Consider the following 21468-nt stretch of genomic DNA (forward strand, 5'->3'; position numbering starts at 1 on the left):
CACCTGTGACACTCCCGGACGCGGTGCGGCCCTGGCCCCTCAGGCGGCGGCGAAGAGGCCGCTGCCGAGCCAGTCGGAGCCGTTCTTCACGCCCGGCAGGACGAAGAAGTAGCCGCCGCCGGTCGGCGAGATGTAGTCGACCAGCGGCTCGTCGATCAGGCGGGTCTGGGTCGCCTCGAACTGGCGGGTGACGTCCTGCTGGTAGCAGCAGAAGGCCAGGCCCATGTCGAGGTTGCCGACCGAGTCCAGGCCGCGGTCGTAGTTGAAGCCGCGGCGCAGGATGCGCGAGTCGTCGGTCTTGTCGGTGCGCGGGTTGGCGAGGCGGATGTGGGCGTCCAGCGGGATCGCGTTGCCCTGCGGGTCCTTGGCGTAGTCGGGCGCGTCGGTCTCCTTGGCGCCGTCCAGCGGGGCGCCGGTGTCCTTGCGGCGGCCGAACATCTTCTCCTGCTCGGCGAGCGAGACCCGGTCCCAGAACTCGACCAGCATCCGGATGATCCGGATGACCTGGTAGCTGCCGCCGGTGGCCCAGGAGGGCTCGCCCATACCGTCCTTGACCCAGACCAGCTTGTCCATCTCGCGGCCCGAGGTGACGTCCGGGTTGACGATGCCGTCCTTGAAGCCCAGCAGGTTGCGCTGCGCGCCGGTGGGGCGCGGGGCGTTCTGGAACCCGTCGATGCGCCACTTCAGCTGCATGGCACCGCGGGTGTGCTTGGCGATGTCGCGCAGTGCGTGCAGCACGGTGTCCTGGCTGTTGGCGCAGATCTGCAGCGAGAGGTCGCCGTGCAGCTCGGCGGGCTGCAGGTTGTCGTTGGGGAAGGTCTTCATCGGGCCGAGCTTGACCGGCTTGGCCTTGGCCAGACCGTAGCGGGCGTCGAAGAGCGAGGCGCCGACGCCGACCGTGACGGTCAGGTTGTCGCTGGGCACGGTCGGGCCCAGGATGCCGTTGTCGGACGGCGGCGCGCCGACGCCGAGGTCCGGCGGGGTGCCGCCGGAGGTGAGGAAGCGGATCCGGTCGGTCAGCGTGTGGAAGAGGTCCTCCAGTGCCTTGCGGTCGGTCGCGATGACGTTGAAGGAGAGGAAGGCGGCGGCGGCCGGCGCAGGGGTGAGGACACCCGCCTGGTGCTGGCCCTCGAAGGCGACGGACTGGGCCGCGAGATCGACGCCCGCCGCGGCGGCCTTCTCGGAGCCGCCGAGCACCAGCGCGCCGGCGCCACCGGCCAGCGCCGCACCCGCCGCGCCGACGCCGAGCGCCGCGCCCAGGAAGCTGCGGCGGGCGGGGACGGCCGGGCAGCCGGCGGTATCAGCGGCCGGCGCAGTGTGCGGGAAGGGGCAGGACCCGGTGGTCCCGTTCTGAGTGGTGGGCATCAGGCGGACTTCCGGATCTCAAGAAGGTCGGGGACGGGAGCAAGGTCTTCGAGCAACTGCCCGGTGGCACCGTTCAGCTGGGCCCGGGTAGCGGCGTCCAGCTGCTGCACCGGGGTCCAGCTGCCGTCGGCGTGGTGGGCGGCGGCCAGCAGGGCGGTGACCCGCGCGATGTCGGCGTTGACGGTGGTGAGCCCGTCGGCGTCGCGCGGCTGGATCAGCGGCTGGAGGACGGTCAGCAGCTCCTGGGTGCCGGCCAGGTTGGCCTGGACGGTGGCCAGGTTGGTGCCGCTGCCCTCGTCGGTGTCGGCGGTCAGCTCGAACTGGAGGGAGTTCTCCAGGATCTCGTGGGTGCGCAGCGGCAGGTCGGTCGGGTCGAAGTCCTGGGTCGGGAAGGCCTTGCCGAGGCCGTCCACGTCGTTGGAGAGCTGGTCGGCGACGGGGGCCAGCTCAGCGGGCCCCTGGTTGTGCCACAGGCCGTACTCCAGGCGGTGGAAGCCGCTGAAGTCCTTGTCGTTGACGCCGTCGGGCAGGCCGTCGGCCCGGCCGTTGATCTTCTTGTCGAAGTCGGCGAAGGTGCCGTAGGCGGCGCCCAGCGAGGAGTACTGGAGGTGGGCGGTGAGCCAGTCGGTGCGGGCGGTGGCCAGGTCGCCGGCGGCCAGGTCGGCCTGGAGCTTCTGGGTCTGCGTCAGCAGGGTGGCCAGGCCGCTCTGGACGTAGGCCTTGTAGGCGGCGAGCGGCGCCTTGAGGTCGTCCTCGGAGACCGGGGCGACGGCCTTGACGGCCGCTCCGCCGCTGACGTGCACGGCGGCCGAGGTGACCGCGTCGCCGCCGGTGGGCACGCAGCGCCAGGCGTAGTCGCCGCTGCCGATGGTGGCGGTCAGCGGGCGGGTGGTGCCGGGGGCCAGGCCCTCGATCTCGCCGTACACCGCGTTGGTGGACGGGTTGACCAGGTAGACCTCGGAGGTCTTGCCGCCGGTGTTGTGCATCTGGAAGGTCTGCTGGCCGGGCTGCGGGGTGCTGAAGCCCTTTCCGCACTCGTTCTTGTCGTCCGAGACGGCGACGGTGGCGGCGGTGGCCGGCTTGCCGCCGCTGGCGGCGATCACCGCGACGGCGACCACAGCCGGGACGGTCACCAGCGCGGCGGGCAGCAGCCAGCGGTTGCGGGTGCTCGGCGAAGCTTCAGCCTTGGCCTCGACCGGAGCCGGCTTGGGCGCGGTCGCCCGCAGCCCCTGGACGAAGAGCGTCATCACGACCGCCAGGTACCCCAGGTAGGCGACGACCTGAAGCCAGGTCATGGTGACGGTGATGTTGAGGACGCCCTGCACCAGCGTGGCGTACCAGGAGCCGGCGTCCAGCGAGCCGCTCAGGTCGAAGGCGTAGGAGTGGCCGCCGCCGAGCACGCCGCCCTCCTGGAGGTCGCGCAGACCGTAGCTGAGCACGCCCGCCGCGATCACGATCAGCACCATGCCGGTGTAGGTGAAGAACCGGGTCAGGTTGATCTTCAGGACCCGGCGGTACAGGCCCCAGCAGAGCACCGCGGCCAGCACCAGGCCGACCGAGGCGCCGATCGCCGGACCGGTGGACTCACCGGCGGAGCGCGCGGTGGTCCACAGGAAGAGGGAGGTCTCCAGGCCCTCCCGGCCCACGGCCAGGAAGCTGGTGAGGACCAGCACGCCGCCGCCCATGGTGAGCGCGGCGGCGACCTTCTCGCGGATCTCCGAGGAGAGGTTGCGGGCCGAGCGGCGCATCCAGAACACCATCGCCGTGACGAAGGCCACCGCGATCAGGCTCAGCGTGCCGCCGAAGGCCTCCTGCGCGGTGCCGGAGAGGTTGGCGGCGGTGAAGGTGAGTACGGCGCCGAAGCTCAGGGCCAGCGCGATGGCGGCCAGCACCCCGGTCCACACCTGGGGCAGCCGCGACTTCTGGTCGGAGCGGACCAGGGTGGCCACCAGGATCGAGACGATCAGACCGGCTTCAAGTCCTTCTCGGAGGCCGATCAGGAAGCTTGGAAAAGCGTCGTCCCACATGAAGCGCGGACTCCTCCCCGGGTCCGACCCCGGTGCGTGCCTGAGAACAGCCGTCAGAACAGCCGTTCCCGCCAAGCGCCACTCACTTAGCTTAGGCACACCTTACCTAGACGCTCCGCAGTCGTCCACGCCGGGGGCGGCAAGGCTCAGGAGGTGTCAGCTGACGGACCGGGAGTCCGCCCAGACCCCCTCGAACTCCTCGCGGTACACCTCCAGCAACCCGGGCTCGGCGCCCTCCGCCCCACCGGCCGCCGCCCGCAGCACCAGCGCCGGCGACTCGATCCCGCGCGAGCGCCGCAGGTACGGCTGCACCACGCCGAGGTCACCGCTGCGCCGGCGCGAGCCCGGCACCCGCGGGCCCTCCACCAGATAGGCGGTGAAGCGCGGCGTCTCGTCGAAGACCCGGATCTCGAACGCCCCCTGATCGCGCAGCCGGGCCCGCACCCGGCGCACGTGCATGATGTTCATCTCGATCGAGCGGGAGAGCTCGCCGCGCCCCAGGCCCAGTTCGCGCTCGCGCCGGCGCACCGCGCTGCTGGCCGGGTTGAGGAAGAGCAGCCGCACCCGGCAGCCCTCGCCGGCCAGCTGCACCAGCCGCTTGCCGGTGAAGTTCTGACAGAGCATCCCCAGGCCGATGCCGAGCGCGTCCAGCCGCCGGGCGCCGTCCAGCAGGTCCTCCACCGGCAGGTCGCGCTGCAGTCTGACCCGGTCCGCGTGCACGGCGGCCACGTCCGCGTACCGTCCGGCCACCAGCTCCTCGATGATGTCGGCGGGCAGGCCCGCGGTGCCGGCCGGACGGCCGTCCAGCAGGCCGAGCACCCGGGCGGCGGCCCGCTCGGCCTGGGCCAGCACGGTGGGCGAGAGGCTGCGGTTGCGGGAGACCACGTGCCGGGCGACCTCCAGCTCGTCCAGTGCCAGCTCGATCTCCCGGCGGTCGTCCAGGTAGGGCTCGAAGCACGGCCAGTGCTGGACCATCAGCTCGCGCAGCTGCGGCAGGGTCAGGAAGACCAGCGGATCGTCGTCGGCCGGGTCCAGCAGGTAGCCCTTGCGCCGGCTGACCTCGCGGACGGCCGCGGCGCGCTGCACCCACTCCTCGCCGACCGGGCCCGCCGCCGCCGTCACCCAGTCCGCGCCGTGGGCCGGGGCGTAGACCGGGCGCAGCAGGTCGTCCAGCAGGGAGCGCAGCCGCTGCTCGACCAGGTTGAGCCAGACGTACGCCCGCCCGGTGAGCCGGACCCGCTGGTAGGCGCGCTGCCACTGCTCGGCGCTCCAGCCGGGCGCGCTGCCGTCGGGGGTGAGCTGGGCGGGGATGAGCCTGCCTCCACCCGGGGAGCCCAGCACGACCGTCGGCGCCTCGGTGCGGGCTCCTGGTGCCTTACCGCCGAGCCCGTCGGGCCAGTCGTCGGCGGGGAACACCATGCTTTACCTCACCTCTCGGCCGCCGCCTCCCGCGCGGAGGGGCCTGACGATCAAGGGTACTGCGCGGCCCGGCGCACCCGCAGCCCGTTGGCGCAGCGCAGCCGGGACCGGGAGCGCCCCGGCAATCGATGGACACCCGTTCGGGCGAACTACGGCCGAAAGAGCGTCACAAACCGTGCCGAAGCGGCAACGATGCCCATGACAGTACGTCAGCCTGCCGTGTGCCGTGCGTCACGGCGGGCGTCGGCGCACATGCCGAGCAGGCCGCCCGGGCATACGGAACGCAGTGGCGCGACTGTCCCGAGGGAGCGTCAGTTCCCTTGGACGACAAGGAGGTTGAGGCTCATGCAGGTCTGGCCGGGGCAGTCCTACCCGCTCGGTGCCACCTATGACGGGGCGGGCACCAACTTCGCGGTGTTCTCCGAGAGCGCCGACCGGATCGAGCTCTGCCTGCTGGCGGCGGACGGCTCCGAGACGGCCGTCGAGCTGCGCGAGACCGACGCCTTCGTCCGGCACGCCTACCTCCCCGGCGTGCAGCCCGGCCAGCGCTACGGGTTCCGGGTGCACGGCCCGTACGATCCGGCCCGCGGCCGCCGCCACAACAGCGCCAAGCTCCTGCTGGACCCGTACGCCAAAGCGATGAGCGGCACCATCGACTGGGACGAGTCGGTCTACGGCTACCACTTCGGCGCGCCCGAGCGCCGCAACGACCTGGACTCCGCCACCCACACCATGCACTCGGTGGTCATCAATCCGTACTTCGACTGGGGCAACGACCGCCCCCCGCGCACCGAGTACCACCGCTCGGTGCTCTACGAGGCCCACGTCAAGGGCCTGACCATGCTGCACCCCGGCATCCCCGAGGAGATCCGCGGCACCTACGCGGCGCTCGCCCACCCCGCGCTGATCGAGCACCTGGCCAAGCTGGGCGTCACCGCCATCGAGCTGATGCCGGTGCACCAGTTCGTCCGCGACCACCGGCTGCGGGACCTGGGCCTGACCAACTACTGGGGCTACAACACCATCGGCTTCTTCGCCCCGCACGGCTCCTACTCCTCGGTCGGCGACCGCGGGCAGCAGGTCCAGGAGTTCAAGTCGATGGTCAAGGCGCTGCACGCGGCCGGCATCGAGGTGATCCTCGACGTGGTCTACAACCACACCGCCGAGGGCAACCACCTGGGCCCCACGCTCTCCATGCGCGGCCTGGACAACGCCTCGTACTACCGGCTGGCCGCCGACCGGCGCTACTACATGGACACCACCGGCACCGGCAACAGCCTGCTGATGCGCAGCCCGCACGTGCTCCAGCTGATCATGGACTCGCTGCGCTACTGGGTCACCGAGATGCACGTGGACGGCTTCCGCTTCGACCTCGCGGCCACCCTGGCCAGACAGTTCCACGAGGTCGACCGGCTCTCCTCGTTCTTCGACCTGGTCCAGCAGGACCCGGTGGTCTCGCAGGCCAAGCTGATCGCCGAGCCGTGGGACGTCGGCGAGGGCGGCTACCAGGTCGGCAACTTCCCGCCGCTGTGGACGGAGTGGAACGGCATGTACCGGGACACCGTGCGCGACCTGTGGCGCGGCGAGAACGCCACGCTGGCCGAGTTCGGCTCCCGGCTGACCGGCTCCTCCGACCTCTACCAGGACGACGGTCGGCGCCCGATCGCCTCGATCAACTTCGTCACCTGCCACGACGGCTTCACCCTGCGCGACCTGGTCTCCTACAACGACAAGCACAACGAGGCCAACGGCGAGCAGAGCCGGGACGGCGAGAGCTTCAACCGCTCCTGGAACTGCGGCACCGAGGGTGAGACGGACGACCCGGCGGTGCTGGAGCTGCGGGCCCGCCAGCAGCGCAACTTCATCGCCACCCTGCTGCTCTCCCAGGGCGTGCCGATGCTCTCGCACGGCGACGAGGTGGGGCGCACCCAGCACGGCAACAACAACGCCTACTGCCAGGACAACGAGCTCTCCTGGGTGCCCTGGCCCAAGGAGTCGCAGCTGCTGGAGTTCACCCAGGGGATGGTCTGGCTGCGCCGCAACCACCCGGTCTTCCGGCGCCGCCGGTTCTTCCACGGCCGCCCGGTGGCCGGCACCCACGAGGGCCTGACCGACATCGCCTGGTTCACCCCCGGCGGCGAGGAGATGACCGAGCGGGACTGGGGCGCCAGCTACGCCAAGTCGCTGACGGTCTTCCTGAACGGCAGCGCGATCTCCGAGCCGGACCGGCGCGGCGGCACCATCACCGACGACTCGTTCCTGCTGATGTTCAACGCGCACTACGAGTCGCTGCAGTTCACCGTGCCGGCCGGGCACGGCGAGCAGTGGCAGGTGGTGGTGGACACCACCCTGGCGACGCTGCCGACCCCGGGCAGCGGCCTGCGGGTGAAGGCCGGCGACGGCCTGTGGCTGGCGGACCGCTCGCTGCTGGTGCTGCGGAGGCCGGCCTGACGCCCGTTCACCCGGCCGACGCCGCCGGGTCGTACGGCACCCACACAGCGGGTAGTCATAAGAGCGTGACCAACGTGCTGTCAGCACCCACGGCGAGTTACCGGTTGCAGCTGCAACCGTCCTTCACGCTGGCCGACGCCGCTGCCGCGGTGCCCTACCTGGCCGCGCTCGGCGTCTCCCACCTGCACCTCTCCCCGCTGCTGGAGGCGGTCCCCGGCTCCACCCACGGCTACGACACGGTCGACCACACCCGGGTCAGCGAGCAGCTCGGCGGCGAGCGCGCGCTGCGCGAGCTGGCCGGCACCGCCCGGGCGCACGGGCTGCGGCTGATCGCCGACATCGTCCCCAACCACATGGCGCTGCCCGTCCCCGAACGGCTGAACGCCCCGCTCTGGCAGGTGCTGCGGGACGGCCCCGATTCGCCGTACGCGCGCTGGTTCGACATCGACTGGGAGGCGCAGGACGGCCGGGTGCTGCTGCCGGTGCTCGGCGACCGGCTGGGCGCGGTGCTCGACCAGCTGATCGTGGATCAGGACACCCTGCGCTACCACGACCACGCCTTCCCGCTGCGGCCCGGCACCCAGTGGCTGCCGCTGCCGGAGCTGCTGGAGCGCCAGTGGTACCGGCTGGCCTGGTGGCGACTGGCCCGCACCGAGCTGAACTACCGCCGCTTCTTCACCGTCAACGACCTGATCGCGGTCCGCGCCGAGGATCCGGAGGTCTTCCAGGCCACCCACGGCGTGCTGCTGCGGCTGCGCGAGGAGGGGGTGCTCGACGGGTTCCGGGTCGACCACCCGGACGGCCTGGCCGATCCGCGCGGCTATCTGCGCCGACTCGCCGGGGCCGGGCGCGGCGCGTACGTGGTGGTGGAGAAGATCCTCACCGGCGACGAGCAGCTGCCCACCGACTGGCCGTGCGCGGGGACCACCGGGTACGACGCGCTGCGCCGGATCGACGGCGTGCTGACCGACGGCCCGGGCGCGCGGCGGCTGGCTGAGCTGTACGCCGCGCACATCGGGGAGCACGCCGGCGAGGCCGTCCCGGAGGCGGTCACCGAGGAGGCGCTGCAAGGCCGCGCGGAGATGATCGCACCGGACGGCGAGCTGGCCGCCGAGGTGGAACGGCTGGTCCGGCTGGCCGGGCGGATCGGCGCCGCCGAGCCCGCGCTCGCCGACCACGCGCCGCTCGCCGTCCGCGCCGCGCTCCAGGAGCTGCTCACCCGCTACCCCGTCTACCGGCCCTACCCCGCGGCCGCCGCCCGCGACGTCACCACGCCCGAGAGCACCGAGCAGTTCGTCACGCTGCTGGCCCACGGGCGCCTGGGCGGCGGCGCGGCCAAGGACGAGTTCCGCACCCGCTTCGCGCAGACCGCCTCCGCGGTGGCCGCCAAGGGCGTCGAGGACACCGCCTTCTACCGCTGGCACCCGCTGCTGAGCCTCAACGAGGTCGGCGGCGACCCCGCGCACCCGGGCGTCGACCCGGCCGACTTCCACCGCTGGTGCGCGCACATCCAGCAGGACTGGCCGCTCACCATGACCGCGCTCTCCACCCACGACACCAAGCGCAGCGCCGACGCCCGCGCCCGGCTGGCCGTGCTGGCCGAGCTGCCCGAGCGCTGGCTCGCCGAATGCTCCGTCTGGTCGCGGCTGGCCGGCGGGCTGCCCGACCGCAACGCGGAGTGGCTGCTCTGGCAGACCCTGGTCGCCGCCTGGCCGATCGACGCCGAGCGGCTGGTCTCCGTGCTGCTCAAGTCGGTGCGCGAAGCCAAGCTCGCCACCAGCTGGACCTCCCCCGACCCCGGCTACGAAGCGGCGCTCGCCGACTACGCCCGCGCCGTCCTGGCGCACCCCGAACTGACCGCCCGGATCACCGACTTCGTCGACTTCCTGGCGCCCTACGCCCGCAGCAACAGCCTGTCCGCCGCGCTGCTGCACCTGACCGTGCCCGGCGTTCCGGACCTCTACCAGGGCAGCGAGCGGATGCTGTACACCCTGGTCGACCCCGACAACCGCGCCCCGGTCGCCTTCGCCACCGCCGAGGGTTCGCTCTCCGAGCTGGACCACGAGAAGCGCCACCTGACCACCACCGCCCTGCACCTGCCCCGCCCGCTCGGCCCCTACCGGCCGCTGGAGACCGGCCCGCACCTGGTCGCCTTCCAGCGCGGCGAGGACGTCACCGTCGCCGTCACCCGGCTGCCCTACGCCCTCGCCCGCAGCGAGCAGCCGGCCGTCCTGGAGCTGGCGGGCGACTGGGTCGACCTGCTGACCGGGCGCGAGCACGAGGGCATCGTCGACACCGTCACCCTGCTGATCCGGGAGCCGTCGTGAAGTACCGAGTCTGGGCGCCGAGTTCGCGGCAGGTCGAGGTCGAGGTGGACGGCGGCCGCCATCCGCTGGAGCAGCAGGCCGGCGGGTGGTGGCGGGGCGAGGCGCCGGCCGGGGAGGCGTACGGGTTCCGGCTGGACGGCGGGCCGCCGCTACCCGACCCGCGCTCGGCCCGCCAGCCGGACGGCCCCGACGGGCTGAGCGCCCACGTCGACCACGGCGCCTTCCCGTGGTCCGACACGCCCTGGCACGGCCGTCCGCTGGCCGGCGCGGTGGTCTACGAGCTGCACATCGGCACCTTCACCCCGGCCGGCACCTTCGCCGGCGCCGAGGAGCGCCTGGACCACCTGGTGGAGCTGGGCGTCGACTTCGTGGAGCTGATGCCGATCTGCCCCTTCCCCGGGCGGCACGGCTGGGGGTACGACGGGGTCTCGCTCTGGGCGGTGCACGAGCCGTACGGCGGCCCCGAGGGGTTGAAGCGGTTCGTCGACGCCGCCCACCGCCGGGGCCTGGGCGTGATCCTGGACGTGGTGCACAACCACCTCGGCCCGTCCGGCAACTACCTGCCCGCCTTCGGCCCGTACTTCACCGAGCGCCACCACACCCCGTGGGGCGCGGCGGTCAACCTGGACTCGCCCGGCTCCGACGAGGTCCGCGACTACCTGATCGGCAGCGCGCTGGCCTGGCTGGGCGACTACCGGATCGACGGCCTGCGGCTGGACGCCGTGCACGCCCTCGCCGACGACCGGGCCGTCCACTTCCTGGAGGAACTCTCCACCGCCGTCGACACCTTGGCCGCCGCCGTGGGCCGGCCGCTGTTCCTGATCGGTGAGTCCGACCTCAACGACCCCCGGCTGACGGCCCCGCGCCAGGCCGGCGGCCTCGGCCTGAGCGCCCAGTGGAGCGACGACCTGCACCACGCCCTGCACGCCGCGCTGACCAGCGAATCCCAGGGCTACTACGCCGACTTCGCGCGCGCGCCGCTGGCCGCCGTCGCCAAGTGCCTGACCCGCGGCTGGTTCCACGACGGCAGCTGGTCCTCGTTCCGGGGCCGCCACCACGGGCGCCCGTACCCCGCGCCCTACGGCGCCCGGCTGCTCGGCTACGCCCAGACCCACGACCAGATCGGCAACCGGGCCGTCGGCGACCGGCTCTCCCCCGAGCAACTCGCCCTCGGTGCGGCGCTGGTGCTCACCTCGCCGTTCACCCCGATGCTCTTCATGGGCGAGGAGTGGGGCGCCTCCACGCCCTGGCAGTACTTCACCGACCACACCGACCCCGACCTCGCCGAGGCCGTCCGGCGGGGCAGGCGGCGCGAGTTCACCGAACACGGCTGGTCGGAGCAGCAGATCCCCGACCCGCAGGCCCCGGGCACGGTGCTCGCCTCCACCCTGGACTGGAGCGAGCCACGGCAGCCGGGTCACACCCAACTACTGTCCTGGTACCGCGAGTTGATCCGCCTGCGGCGGGCCGAGCCGGCCCTCACCGACCCCGACCTGGGCGCCGTGCGGGTGGAGTACGACGAGGAGCAGCGCTGGCTGAGCGTGTGGCGGGGCACGGTGCGGATCACCGTCAACCTGGGCGACAAGCCGTACGAGCTCTCTCCTGGAACCCCGTTGGCCTCGTACGGCGACGTGAGCGCCACCCGACTGGGCCCGGGAGCCTGCGTGATCAGCCGGGTCACCCCAGGAACCCGGTGATCCGCGCCCGCAGGCCGGTGGCATCCAGGCCGTAGGCGGCCAGGTGCTCGTCCATCGAGCCGTAGTGCCGGTGCTCCTCGCGCGGCACGCCCAGGCCCAGCACCCGGTGCGGGAGGTCGGCCAGCGCCTCGTGCGCCTCGTTGTTGGAGGTCCCGGCGAGGTAGGGCTCCACCAGCACCACGTCCGCCCGCGCCCCGAGCGCCGAGCGCAGTGCGGCGCGGTCGAACGGCCGCACCGAGGCGGCGTAGAGCACCGTGACGTCCAGGCCCTCGGTGGCCGCCAGCACCGCGTCCAGCATCGGGCCGACGGCCAGCACCACGGCGCCTGCGCCATGACGTACCGTCAGGAAGCGGCCCGGCTCGACCGGCTGGGCGGCGGCGTTCTGGTGCGCGGACAGCCGGACGTAGACGTTGCTGTCGCCGTCCGCGACGGCGTGGCGCAGCAGTGCGTCGGCCTCATCGGCGTGGCCGGGGACGTGCACCGTCCAGCCGGGCAGCGTGTCCAGCAGCGCGACGTCGCCCGGGGACATGTGGGTGCGCCCGCCGGCCGGCCAGTCGTACGAGCCCATCGCGCTCACCAGCACCGCGCCCACGCCCTGGTGGCCGAGGTCCAGCTTGACCTGCTCGAAGGGCCGCTCGACCAGGAAGCTGGCGAAGGTGTGGGCGATCGGCCGCATCCCGGTCAGCGCCAGCCCGGCGGCCGTCCCGATCAGCAGCTGCTCGCGGATGCCGACGTTGACCACCCGGTCCGGGTGGCGGCGCGCCACCTCGGTGAACCCGGCCGCGCCGATGTCGGCGAGCACCACGGCGGTCCTCGGGTCCTGCTCCAGCAGCTCGGCGGTGACGGTGACGAAACGCTCGCGCATGGTTTCCATGTCTCTCTCCTTCAGTTCTTGGTCTCGACCTGGGCGACCACCGCGTGCGGCCGGCCGGGATGCGGTGCGGTGAACGCCTCGAACAGCGCCTGGTGGTCGCGGCCGTCCACCGTGCGCGCCGACCAGCCGGCCGCCTCGAAGCGGGCCGCGATGCCGCCCGACCAGCCGTGCGTGGCCGAGGAGTTGTCGATCGCCACCACGTGCAGCCGGTCCAGGCCGACCGCGCCGGCGAAGGCCAGCGCCTCGTGGTTGCTGCCCTCGTCGAACTCGGCGTCGCCGATCAGGGTCCAGACGGCCGGGTCGGTCAGGCCCTGGGCGCGCAGGCCGAGCGCGCTGCCGACCGCCAGCGGCAGGCCGTGGCCCAGCGAGCCGGAGCCGATCTCGACACCCGGGACGAGCAGCCGGTCCGGGTGGTGGCCCAGCGGCGAGTCGTACCCGCCGAAGCCGGGCAACAGCTCGACCGGCAGGAAGCCCTTGGCGGCCAGCACCGCGTAGTAGGCCATCGGGCCGTGGCCCTTGGAGAGCAGGAAGCGGTCCCGGTCGGGTGCGTCCACGGTGTCCGGCGTGACGCGCAGCACCCGGTCGTAGAGCACCCAGAGCGCGTCCAGCGTGGAGGTGGCGGCGGGACCGTGCTTCTCGTCCCCGGTCATCAGGCCCATCAGGCCCGGCAGGTCCTGGAAGGCGTAGGAGTGGATCTCGGTGGAGGTCTCGGTGGTCATGAGGGAATCCTGCAACTTCAAGCCGACTTGAGGTCAAGCCCTAGACTGGCTGCCCATGGGACCCTCGCGCCACGACCAGCTGACCATCGGTGAACTCTCCGCCCGCAGCGGCCTGGCCACCTCCGCGCTGCGCTACTACGAGGAGCTCGGACTGATCCACTCCGAGCGCACGGCCGGCGGCCAGCGCCGCTTCGCGCGCCAGGCGCTGCGCCGGGTCGCCTTCGTCCGGGCCGCCCAGCGGGTCGGCCTCTCGCTGGAGGAGGCGGGCGCCGCGCTGGCCGGACTGCCGGTGGACCGCTCCCCCACGGCGACCGAGTGGAGCAGGGTGGCGCGGACCTGGCAGTCGCGGATCGACGAGCAGATCGCCGACCTGGAACGGCTGCGCGACCACCTGACCGGCTGCATCGGCTGCGGCTGCCTCTCGCTGGGCACCTGCGCGCTCTACAACCCGCACGACATCCAGGGCACCGACGGCCCGGGCGCCCGCAAGCTGCTCCCCCGCCACTCCCGTACCGCTTAGGCTCTCTCCCGACACGTCAACCATCGCGGGGGTCAAGCGGCATGAGTACCGATCAGAGCTGGATGTCCTGGTCCGACGACACACCCCCGCCGGCCGAACTGCACCCCGAGATACCGCATCCCGCGCGGATGTACGACTACTACCTCGGCGGCAAGGACAACTTCCCGGCGGACCGGGCCGCGGCGGAGCAGGTGCTCTCCTTCGGTCCGCTGGTGCGGATCAGCGCGCTGGCCAACCGGGCCTTCCTGCAGAGAGCCGTCAGACATCTGGCGGAGCTCGGGATCGACCAGTTCCTGGACATCGGCACCGGCATACCGACCGCCGGGAACACCCACGAGATCGCCCAGCAGGTGAACCCGTCGGCCCGGGTCGCCTACCTGGACAACGACCCGATCGTGCTGGTGCACAGCCGCGCGCTGCTGGCCGCCGCCAGCCAGGGCACCGCCACCGTGCTGCAGGCCGACCTGCGCGACCCCGCCGCCATCCTGGCCGACCCGCAGGTCCGTCAACTCCTGGACCTGGGCAAGCCGGTGGCGCTGCTGCTGTTCGCGGTGCTGCACTTCGTGGACGACGCCGACGACCCGCACGCCATCGTCCGCACCCTGGTCGACGCACTGCCCTCCGGCAGCCACCTCGCCCTCTCGCACGCCACCGGCGACTTCGCCAGCCCGACCGACGCCGCCAAGGGCCCCTCCGTCTACCGCAGTGCGTCTGCCCAACTGACCATGCGCCGCAAGGACGAGGTGGCCCGCTTCTTCGACGGCCTGGAACTCCTGGACCCCGGCCTGGTCACCGCCTCCCAGTGGCGCCCCGACCGTCCCGCCCAGGAGACCGACGACCGCGTCGCCATCTGGGCCGCGGTGGGCCGCAAACCCTAGCTCAGCCCGTCAGACGCTCCCACACCGCCTTGACCCGGGCCTCCAGTTCGGCCGGGGTGCCGTTGTTGTCGATCACCAGGTCGGCCACCGCCAGGCGCTGTTCGCGGGTGGCCTGGGCGGCCATCCGGGCGCGGGCCTCGGGCTCGGACATGCCGCGCAGGCGGACCAGGCGGTCGACGCGGACCTCGTCGGACGCGTCGACCACGATCACCTGGTCGTAGAGCGGGGCGAGGCCGTTCTCGGCGAGCAGCGGCACGTCGTGCACCACCACGTCGTCCGGTCCGGCGGCGGCCTCCAGTTCGGCGGAGCGGGCCCGCACCAGCGGGTGGACGATGGCGTTCAGCTCCTGCAACCGCTGGGGGTCGGCGAAGACCACGGCGCCGAGCGCGGGCCGGTCCAGCGATCCGTCCGCGGCCAGCATGCCCGGGCCGAACGCGGCTGCCACCGCCGCCAGCCCCGGCGTCCCCGGGGCCACCACCTCGCGGGCGATCCGGTCCGAGTCCACCAGCACCGCTCCGTAGGAGACGAGCAGGCTGGACACCGCGCTCTTGCCCGCGCCGATACCGCCGGTCAGTCCGATCCTCTGCATGCCGCCAGGCTATCGAGCGCCGAGATCGACCTGTCCACCGGAGGGCAGCTGCTGGAACTCCGCGCCGGTGCCGGGCCCGCCCTCGCCGAGCAGGCGGGTGTTCACCATCAGGCCGATCTCGCTGAGCACGGCGTCGTGGATGCCGAGCGCGCGCCGCGGCTTCACCTCGCGGACGTAGTCGACCAGCTCGCCGACCTTGCTCCACGGGCCGGCCACCGGCAGCAGCAGGGTGTCGACCGGCTGCGCCGGCAGGGTGAGCGCGTCACCCGGGTGGAAGAGCCGGCCGTCCAGCAGGAAGCCGATGTTGCCGACCCGCGGGATGTCCGGGTGGATCACCGCGTGCCACTCGCCGTGCACCGAGACGTCGATCCCGCCGACTTCGAAGGCGTCACCCTCGCCGACCACCGTGACGTGCGCGCCGATGCCGTCCAGCTGGGCGGCGACCGCGCGGTTGGTCCAGATCCGCAGGCCCGGGTCGGCGGCGACGGCGGCGCGCAGCCGGTCCTCGGCGAAGTGGTCGACGTGCTCGTGGGTGATCAGCACGCCGTCGGCGCCCTGGAAGGCCTCCGGCTCGGTGAACAGGCCCGGGTCGATCACCACGGTGGTGTCGCCCTGCTCGATCCGCACGCAGGCGTGGCCCAGCTTGGTCAGTCGCATCGGAACACTCCAGCTCTCGGGGGAATCTCTACAGCAAGACTGTACACCTTTGCTGAGTAGTTTCCGGCTACGATGAGCCCATGACGAACGAACCGGACGAGGACGCCCTGCAACTCGCCGCCGAGCTGCGCAGCACCATCGGAGAGCTGGTGCGCCACCTGCGCACCGAGGACGAGCTGCCGCAGAACCAGGCGGGCGTGCTGGGCCTGCTGGTCCGCGAGGGCGTGCACACCACCAGCGAGCTGGCCGAGCGCCAGCGGGTGCGCCACCAGTCGATGGCCCGCACCGTCGCGCTGCTCACCGAGGCCGGCCTGGTCGTCCAGGAGCGGCACCCCACCGACGGCCGCAAGCTGGTGCTGAGCGCCACCGAGGCCGGCGTGCGGGAGCTGCACGCCCAGCGCAGCCGGCGCGAGGGCCTGATCGCGGGCGCGATCGCGCGCGAGCTGAGCGCCGAGGAGCGCGAGGTGCTGCGCCGCGGCGTGGCGCTGCTGCGACGGCTCAGCTGACCGGCCCGTAGGAAGTCGGAGTCACCTTCGTGCGGCTCGCGCGTTGTTCAGGGCAGCAACCCCAGCCCGCTCAGCAAAGGACCTCCGCGTGACCTCCGTGCGCAACACCCTGCTCGTCGCCGCCGCGCTCTGCAGCCTGATCCTGGCCGGTGCGGGCGCCGCCTCGGCCTGCGACTCCGCCAACCTCGGCGGCGCCCTGAACTCCGGCTTCGGCAACGCCTGCGTCATCGGCGAGTGAGCGTCCGTTCGGGGCTGCGCGGGACGGGGATGGCCGTCGGGACGTCCAACGGCGGCAGGGCCACGTGCTCGCGCAACCCGAACCTGGCGTACAGCTTGCGCAGCGGCGCCGGCGCCCACCAGTTGAACTCGCCGAAGAGCGACATCGCGGCCGGTACCAGCAGACAGCGCACCAGGGTGGCGTCCACCGCGACGGCCACCGCCAGCGCGATGCCCATCTGCTTGACCATCAGCATCTGCCCGGCCGCGAACCCGGCGAAGACGATCACCATCAGCAGCGCCGCCGAGGTGATGATCCGACCACTGCGCTGCAAGCCGAGCTGCACCGCCTCCTTGCAGCCGTAGCCCTGGTCGCGCAGCTCCTTGATCCGGGCCAGCAGGAAGACCTCGTAGTCCATCGAGAGCCCGAAAGCGAAGGCGAAGACCAGCACCGGGATGAAGGTCTCCAAACCACCCGTCGGGGTGAAGCCGAGGAGCCCGCTGAACCAGCCGTGCTGGAAGACCATGGTCAGCGCGCCCAGCGAACAGCCCAGCGACAGCACGTTCATCAGCAGCGCCTTGATCGGCATCACCACCGACCCGGTCATCAGGAAGAGCAGGATCAGCGTGCCGACCGCCACCAGCCCCAGCGCCCACGGCCCGCGACTGGCCAGCTCGTGCTGGAAGTCGACCACGCTCGCCGCGCCGCCCGTGACATAGCTGGTCAGGCCCCCGCGGTCGGCGCGCAGCTCGTCCACCACGTGCTTGGCCTGCGAGCCCTGCGGATCGCCCTGCACCAGGACGTCGATGGTGCTGACGTCCGCACTCACCGGCTGCACCGCGCGTACCCCGGCGACGCCCGGCAGCTTGGCCACCACCTGGTCCGCGTAGGTCGTCGCCGCCTGCGCCGAGCCCTGCACCACCACGGTCACCGGCGCCGGCGCGAGCTGGGGGAAGCGGTGGTCGATCGTGTCGGAAACCTGCCGCCCGGCCGAGGAGACCGGCAGCACCGAGGCGCCGGAGCTGCGCATGTTCGCGCCGAGGAAGGGCGCGCCGGCCGCCATCAGCAGCGCGATGCAGACCAGCGCCACCGGTACCGCCCGGCGCTGCACCCGGCGCACCGTCCGGGCGAAGAAGCCCTCGTCCGGCTCGGCCTTCTTCGGTGGTTTGATTCGCTTCCCGGCGAAGCCCAGCAGCGCGGGGACCAGGGTGAGGGCAGCGGCGACCGCGATCACCACCACGCTCACGCCGGCGGCCGCGACCGCGCGCAGCACGGGATCGGTGAAGACGAAGAGCCCGGAGAGCGCGACCGCCACCGTCAGGCCCGAGAACGCGACGGTGCGCCCGGCCGTCGCGGTGGTCCGTTCGACGGCTGCGGCGATCCCGGCGCCGTGGCCGCGTTCCTCGCGGAAGCGGTTGACCATCAGCAGCGCGTAGTCGATCGAGAGTCCGAGGCCCAGCACGGTGGCGATCGGCAGCACGCTGGTGTCGATGTCCATGATGTGGCTGAAGCCGAACATCGCCAGCAGGGCGCCGCCGACCGAGGCGATCGCCCCGATCACCGGCAGGCTCGCCGCCGCCAGCCCGCCGAAGACCAGCACCATCACGACCAGGGTGAGCGGCAGGGTGACGATCTCGCCGAACTTGGTGTCCGACTGCGTCTGGTTCTTGACCTCCTGCTGGAGCACCAGGTCGCCGCCGATGGTGACGTGGGCGCCGGGCGCGGCGATCGCGGCCAGCCGCTGGGTGACCGCGTTCTGCTGTGCGCTGGTGGTGGTCTCGGCCAGCTTGACGCTGACCAGGCTCGCCGTCCCGTCCGAAGACCGCATCGCGTGGGCGGCGGGGCCGCCCTGGTAGGCGTCGGAGACCGACAGCACGCCGGGAAGCTTCGCCAGGTCACCGGCGGCCGCGGTCACCGCGGTCCGTACGGCGGGCGTGTCGACCGCTTTGCCGTCCACCACCGCGGTGACCGTGCCGAGCGAGGGGTCGGCGGCCGCGACCACCGAGGTGCCGCGCGCCGACTCGTACCCGCCGGAGGAGGTGCCCGCGACGGTGGAGTCGAACACCCGGCCGCCGATCAGCACGCCGACCGCCAGGACCGCCACCCACAGCGCCAGCACCCAGCGCCGATGGCGGAAGCAGGCGCGCCCGAGGGCGGCGAGGCGGCCGGGAACGACGGCGTCAAGCGGAGCGGGCACAGCGGCGGTGTGGCGCATGAAGCGGGACTCTGCCTAGCTTTCGGGGCCGGGGCCTCGGGCAACTCATCCCAAGCTAGGCGTTCTGTCCGAAAAGACCCATAGGTAGGGGATGAGCGCCTTATCACACGAAACCGGGAACCAATGACCAGGTACGACAGAGGGCCCCCACCCGGTCACCCGGGGTGGGGGCCCACTGAGAGATCAGCTCAGTACGAGCTCAGCTCTGCTGCGATCAGCTCTGGCCGCCGGCCAGCTTCTCGCGCAGCGCGGCAAGCGCCTCGTCCGAAGCGAGAGCGCCGGAGCCCTCGTCGCTGCTGGAGGAGTACGAGCCACCTGCGGCGGCGGCAACAGCGTCGCCACCCTCGGCAGCGGCCTCGGCGTCGGCCTCGCGGCTCTTGATGACCTGGGCCTGGTGCGCCTCGAAGCGGCTCTGCGCCTCGGCGTACTGGGCCTCCCAGGCCTCACGCTGCTTCTCGAAGCCCTCGAGCCAGTCGTTGGCCTCGGGGTCGAAGCCCTCCGGGTAGATGTAGTTGCCCGCGTCGTCGTACGAGGCAGCCATACCGTAGAGGGTCGGGTCGAACTCGACCGTGGCCGGGTCGGCACCGAGGGACTCGTTGGCCTGCTTCAGCGAGAGGCTGATGCGGCGGCGCTCGAGGTCGATGTCGATGACCTTGACGAAGATCTCGTCGCCGACCTGGACGACCTGCTCCGGGATCTCCACGTGGCGCTCGGCCAGCTCGGAGATGTGGACCAGGCCCTCGATGCCCTCGTCGACGCGCACGAACGCACCGAACGGAACGAGCTTGGTGACCTTACCGGGAACGACCTGGCCGATCTGGTGCGTCCGGGCGAACTGCTGCCACGGGTCCTCCTGGGTCGCCTTCAGCGACAGGGAGACGCGCTCGCGGTCCATGTCAACGTCGAGAACCTCGACGGTGACCTCCTGGCCGACCTCGACAACCTCGGACGGGTGGTCGATGTGCTTCCAGGACAGCTCGGAGACGTGCACGAGGCCGTCCACGCCACCCAGGTCCACGAAGGCACCGAAGTTGACGATGGAGGAGACGACGCCGGAGCGCACCTGACCCTTCTGCAGGGTGGTGAGGAAGGTCTGGCGGACCTCGCTCTGGGTCTGCTCCAGCCAGGCACGGCGGGACAGGACCACGTTGTTGCGGTTCTTGTCCAGCTCGATGATCTTGGCCTCGAGCTCCTTGCCCACGTAGGGCTGGAGGTCGCGGACGCGGCGCATCTCGACCAGCGAAGCCGGCAGGAAGCCACGGAGGCCGATGTCGAGGATGAGACCACCCTTGACGACCTCGATGACGGTACCGGTGACGATCCCGTCCTCTTCCTTGATCTTCTCGATCGTGCCCCAGGCGCGCTCGTACTGCGCGCGCTTCTTGGACAGGATCAGACGACCCTCCTTGTCCTCCTTCTGGAGAACCAGGGCCTCGATCTCGTCGCCGACCTTGACGACCTCGTGCGGGTCAACGTCGTGCTTGATCGAGAGCTCGCGGGAGGGGATGACACCCTCGGTCTTGTAACCGATGTCGAGGAGCACCTCGTCACGGTCGACCTTCACGATGATGCCCTCAACGATGTCGCCATCGTTGAAGTACTTGATGGTCTCGTCGATCGCCGCGAGGAATGCTTCCGCGTCGCCGATGTCGTTGACCGCAACCTGCGGGGTGGTGCTGACAGAGGTGTCGGTGGGGCTCGTCATTAGGAAAAGGGCTCCGGTACGGACATGAAGTCGTAGGTAATGCCACGCGGGGGCCCGTATCGCTCCCACCGAAAGCCGGACAGCCAAGAGCACGGCGCACCGGGGCTCCCGTGAAATACGAGATCCGGTGTCCGTCTTGCGACCGAAGGGTCTTCGACAGATGCGAGCGCGACCTGCTCCGTCCGAGGCGCGCAGGCCCGCAGCGCAACTTGTAGCATACGGGGACAGGCAGGCACGGTCAACGTCGAAGCCGACGGGACCGTCCAGGCCGGTGTGGATCAGGCCATATCCTCCATCTGCGCACCTCACACGATCGAGTGGTCGTGATGAGAAGTGGCAGCCGCAGGGGGCCGGACTCCCCGGATGCCACCGCCTGATCCCGCCCCGGGGAGGGGCTGATTCAAGCAGCGGCGCTTTCCGCACCCCCTACCTTACGCGAGGCGCATTATGACCGCGGACACCCCCCCTGGCCAGTTCGACGAGGAGGACGACGACCTGGCGCTGCGCCGGGCCGCGGCACCCGAGGAGAGCAGCCGGGCCAGCCGCCACTGGTGGGACCGCAACGCCGACGAATACCAGGACGAGCACGGCGAGTTCCTCGGCGACGACCGGTTCACCTGGTGCCCCGAGGGCCTGGACGAGGCCGACGCCCAGCTGCTCGGCGACCCGGCCCAGCTCAGCGGCCGCGACGTGCTGGAGATCGGGGCCGGCGCCGCGCAGTGCTCGCGCTGGCTGGCCGCCCGCGGCGCCCGACCGGTCGCCCTGGACATCTCCTTCCGCCAGCTCCAGCACTCCCGGCGGATCGACCTCGGTCGCGGCGGCCCGCTGGTGCCCGTCGTGCAGGCGGACGCCGCGATACTGCCGTTCGCGGACGCCTCCTTCGACCTGGCCTGCTCGGCGTACGGGGCCGTGCCGTTCAGCGCGGACACCGCCGAACTGATGCGCGAGGTGCACCGGGTGCTGCGGCCGGGCGGGCGCTGGGTCTTCTCGGTCACCCACCCGATCCGCTGGGCCTTCCCCGACGAACCCGGCGTCGAGGGCCTGACCGCCACCGCCTCCTACTTCGACCGCACGCCCTACGTCGAGCAGGACGAGCAGGGGCAGGCGACCTACGTCGAGCACCACCGCACGGTCGGCGACCGGGTGCGCGAGCTGGCCGGCGCCGGCTTCCAGCTGCTGGACCTGGTCGAGCCGGAGTGGCCCGAGGGGCTGGAGCAGGAGTGGGGCGGCTGGAGCCCGCTGCGCGGGCGGCACCTGCCGGGGACGGCGATCTTCGTCGCGGTGAAGGCCTGACTGCGGGGT

At 72.0% G+C, this 21468-nt stretch carries 17 protein-coding genes; 8 read left to right on the forward strand and 9 right to left on the reverse strand.

The genetic code is table 11. The annotated features are described in order from the left end of the window. Nucleotides 1–39: 39 nt before the first annotated feature. From efeB to P3T37_RS09420, 3 genes are all read right to left on the reverse strand, one after another. Nucleotides 40–1365, reverse strand: a complete 1326-nt coding sequence (gene efeB / locus P3T37_RS09410; protein ID WP_280723023.1) for an iron uptake transporter deferrochelatase/peroxidase subunit — start codon at nucleotides 1363–1365, stop codon at nucleotides 40–42. Next, entirely contained in the window at nucleotides 1365–3392 is a 2028-nt protein-coding gene (efeU, locus tag P3T37_RS09415; protein ID WP_280723024.1) for an iron uptake transporter permease EfeU, read from the reverse strand. Before efeU ends, efeB begins: the two co-directional genes overlap by 1 nt. 156 nt (nucleotides 3393–3548) lie before the next feature. Continuing rightward, nucleotides 3549–4811, reverse strand: a complete 1263-nt coding sequence (locus tag P3T37_RS09420) for an SAV2148 family HEPN domain-containing protein (protein ID WP_280723025.1) — start codon at nucleotides 4809–4811, stop codon at nucleotides 3549–3551. Between the two features lie 345 nt (nucleotides 4812–5156). On the opposite strand from P3T37_RS09420, the gene glgX reads away from it, so the two are divergent. The 3 genes from glgX to treZ all read left to right on the forward strand — a co-directional run bounded on the left by glgX (nucleotide 5157) and on the right by treZ (nucleotide 11286). Further along, a complete protein-coding gene (gene glgX, locus P3T37_RS09425) occupies nucleotides 5157–7262 on the forward strand; it encodes a glycogen debranching protein GlgX (RefSeq protein ID WP_280723026.1) in 2106 nt (701 codons plus the stop codon). A 74-nt stretch (nucleotides 7263–7336) separates the two neighbouring features. Continuing rightward, nucleotides 7337–9589, forward strand: a complete 2253-nt coding sequence (gene treY, locus P3T37_RS09430; RefSeq protein ID WP_280723027.1) for a malto-oligosyltrehalose synthase — start codon at nucleotides 7337–7339, stop codon at nucleotides 9587–9589. Beyond that, nucleotides 9586–11286 carry a malto-oligosyltrehalose trehalohydrolase gene (gene treZ / locus P3T37_RS09435; RefSeq protein WP_280723028.1) on the forward strand — a complete coding sequence of 567 codons (1701 nt, stop codon included), beginning with the start codon at nucleotides 9586–9588 and terminating at the stop codon, nucleotides 11284–11286. Before treY ends, treZ begins: the two co-directional genes overlap by 4 nt. Here treZ and P3T37_RS09440 read toward each other — a convergent pair. Together P3T37_RS09440 and P3T37_RS09445 are read right to left on the reverse strand one after the other, a co-directional pair. After that, a complete protein-coding gene (locus tag P3T37_RS09440) occupies nucleotides 11267–12160 on the reverse strand; it encodes a transketolase C-terminal domain-containing protein (RefSeq protein ID WP_280723029.1) in 894 nt (297 codons plus the stop codon). The genes treZ and P3T37_RS09440 overlap by 20 nt on opposite strands. A gap of 11 nt (nucleotides 12161–12171) precedes the next feature. Continuing rightward, nucleotides 12172–12879 carry a transketolase gene (locus P3T37_RS09445; RefSeq protein ID WP_280723030.1) on the reverse strand — a complete coding sequence of 236 codons (708 nt, stop codon included), beginning with the start codon at nucleotides 12877–12879 and terminating at the stop codon, nucleotides 12172–12174. Between the two features lie 55 nt (nucleotides 12880–12934). On the opposite strand from P3T37_RS09445, the gene soxR reads away from it, so the two are divergent. After that, nucleotides 12935–13399 carry a redox-sensitive transcriptional activator SoxR gene (soxR, locus tag P3T37_RS09450; protein ID WP_280723031.1) on the forward strand — a complete coding sequence of 155 codons (465 nt, stop codon included), beginning with the start codon at nucleotides 12935–12937 and terminating at the stop codon, nucleotides 13397–13399. A 41-nt stretch (nucleotides 13400–13440) separates the two neighbouring features. Continuing rightward, complete coding sequence (locus tag P3T37_RS09455; RefSeq protein ID WP_280723032.1) at nucleotides 13441–14277, forward strand: SAM-dependent methyltransferase; 837 nt, start codon at nucleotides 13441–13443, stop codon at nucleotides 14275–14277. Nucleotide 14278: 1 nt separating this feature from the next. Here the strand turns inward: P3T37_RS09455 and coaE are convergent, their stop codons facing one another. After that, nucleotides 14279–14866, reverse strand: a complete 588-nt coding sequence (gene coaE / locus P3T37_RS09460) for a dephospho-CoA kinase (protein ID WP_280723033.1) — start codon at nucleotides 14864–14866, stop codon at nucleotides 14279–14281. Nucleotides 14867–14875: 9 nt separating this feature from the next. Next, complete coding sequence (locus tag P3T37_RS09465; protein WP_280723034.1) at nucleotides 14876–15523, reverse strand: MBL fold metallo-hydrolase; 648 nt, start codon at nucleotides 15521–15523, stop codon at nucleotides 14876–14878. Between the two features lie 80 nt (nucleotides 15524–15603). On the opposite strand from P3T37_RS09465, the gene P3T37_RS09470 reads away from it, so the two are divergent. Then, nucleotides 15604–16029: a MarR family transcriptional regulator gene (locus P3T37_RS09470; RefSeq protein ID WP_280723035.1), complete on the forward strand. Its 426-nt coding sequence runs from the start codon at nucleotides 15604–15606 to the stop codon at nucleotides 16027–16029. A gap of 88 nt (nucleotides 16030–16117) precedes the next feature. Then, a complete protein-coding gene (locus P3T37_RS09475; protein WP_280723036.1) occupies nucleotides 16118–16267 on the forward strand; it encodes a hypothetical protein in 150 nt (49 codons plus the stop codon). Here the strand turns inward: P3T37_RS09475 and P3T37_RS09480 are convergent. Beyond that, nucleotides 16254–18443 (reverse strand): MMPL family transporter, encoded by a 2190-nt coding sequence (locus P3T37_RS09480; RefSeq protein ID WP_280723037.1) that lies wholly within the window; start codon nucleotides 18441–18443, stop codon nucleotides 16254–16256. The genes P3T37_RS09475 and P3T37_RS09480 overlap by 14 nt on opposite strands. A 232-nt stretch (nucleotides 18444–18675) precedes the next feature. Beyond that, complete coding sequence (gene rpsA, locus P3T37_RS09485) at nucleotides 18676–20166, reverse strand: 30S ribosomal protein S1 (protein WP_280723038.1); 1491 nt, start codon at nucleotides 20164–20166, stop codon at nucleotides 18676–18678. 447 nt (nucleotides 20167–20613) lie between these two features. Between rpsA and P3T37_RS09490 the strand changes: the two genes are divergently transcribed. After that, entirely contained in the window at nucleotides 20614–21459 is an 846-nt protein-coding gene (locus P3T37_RS09490; protein WP_280723039.1) for a class I SAM-dependent methyltransferase, read from the forward strand. Nucleotides 21460–21468: the final 9 nt, after the last annotated feature.

This window comes from Kitasatospora sp. MAA4 (genome assembly GCF_029893355.1).
GTDB lineage: Bacteria > Actinomycetota > Actinomycetes > Streptomycetales > Streptomycetaceae > Kitasatospora.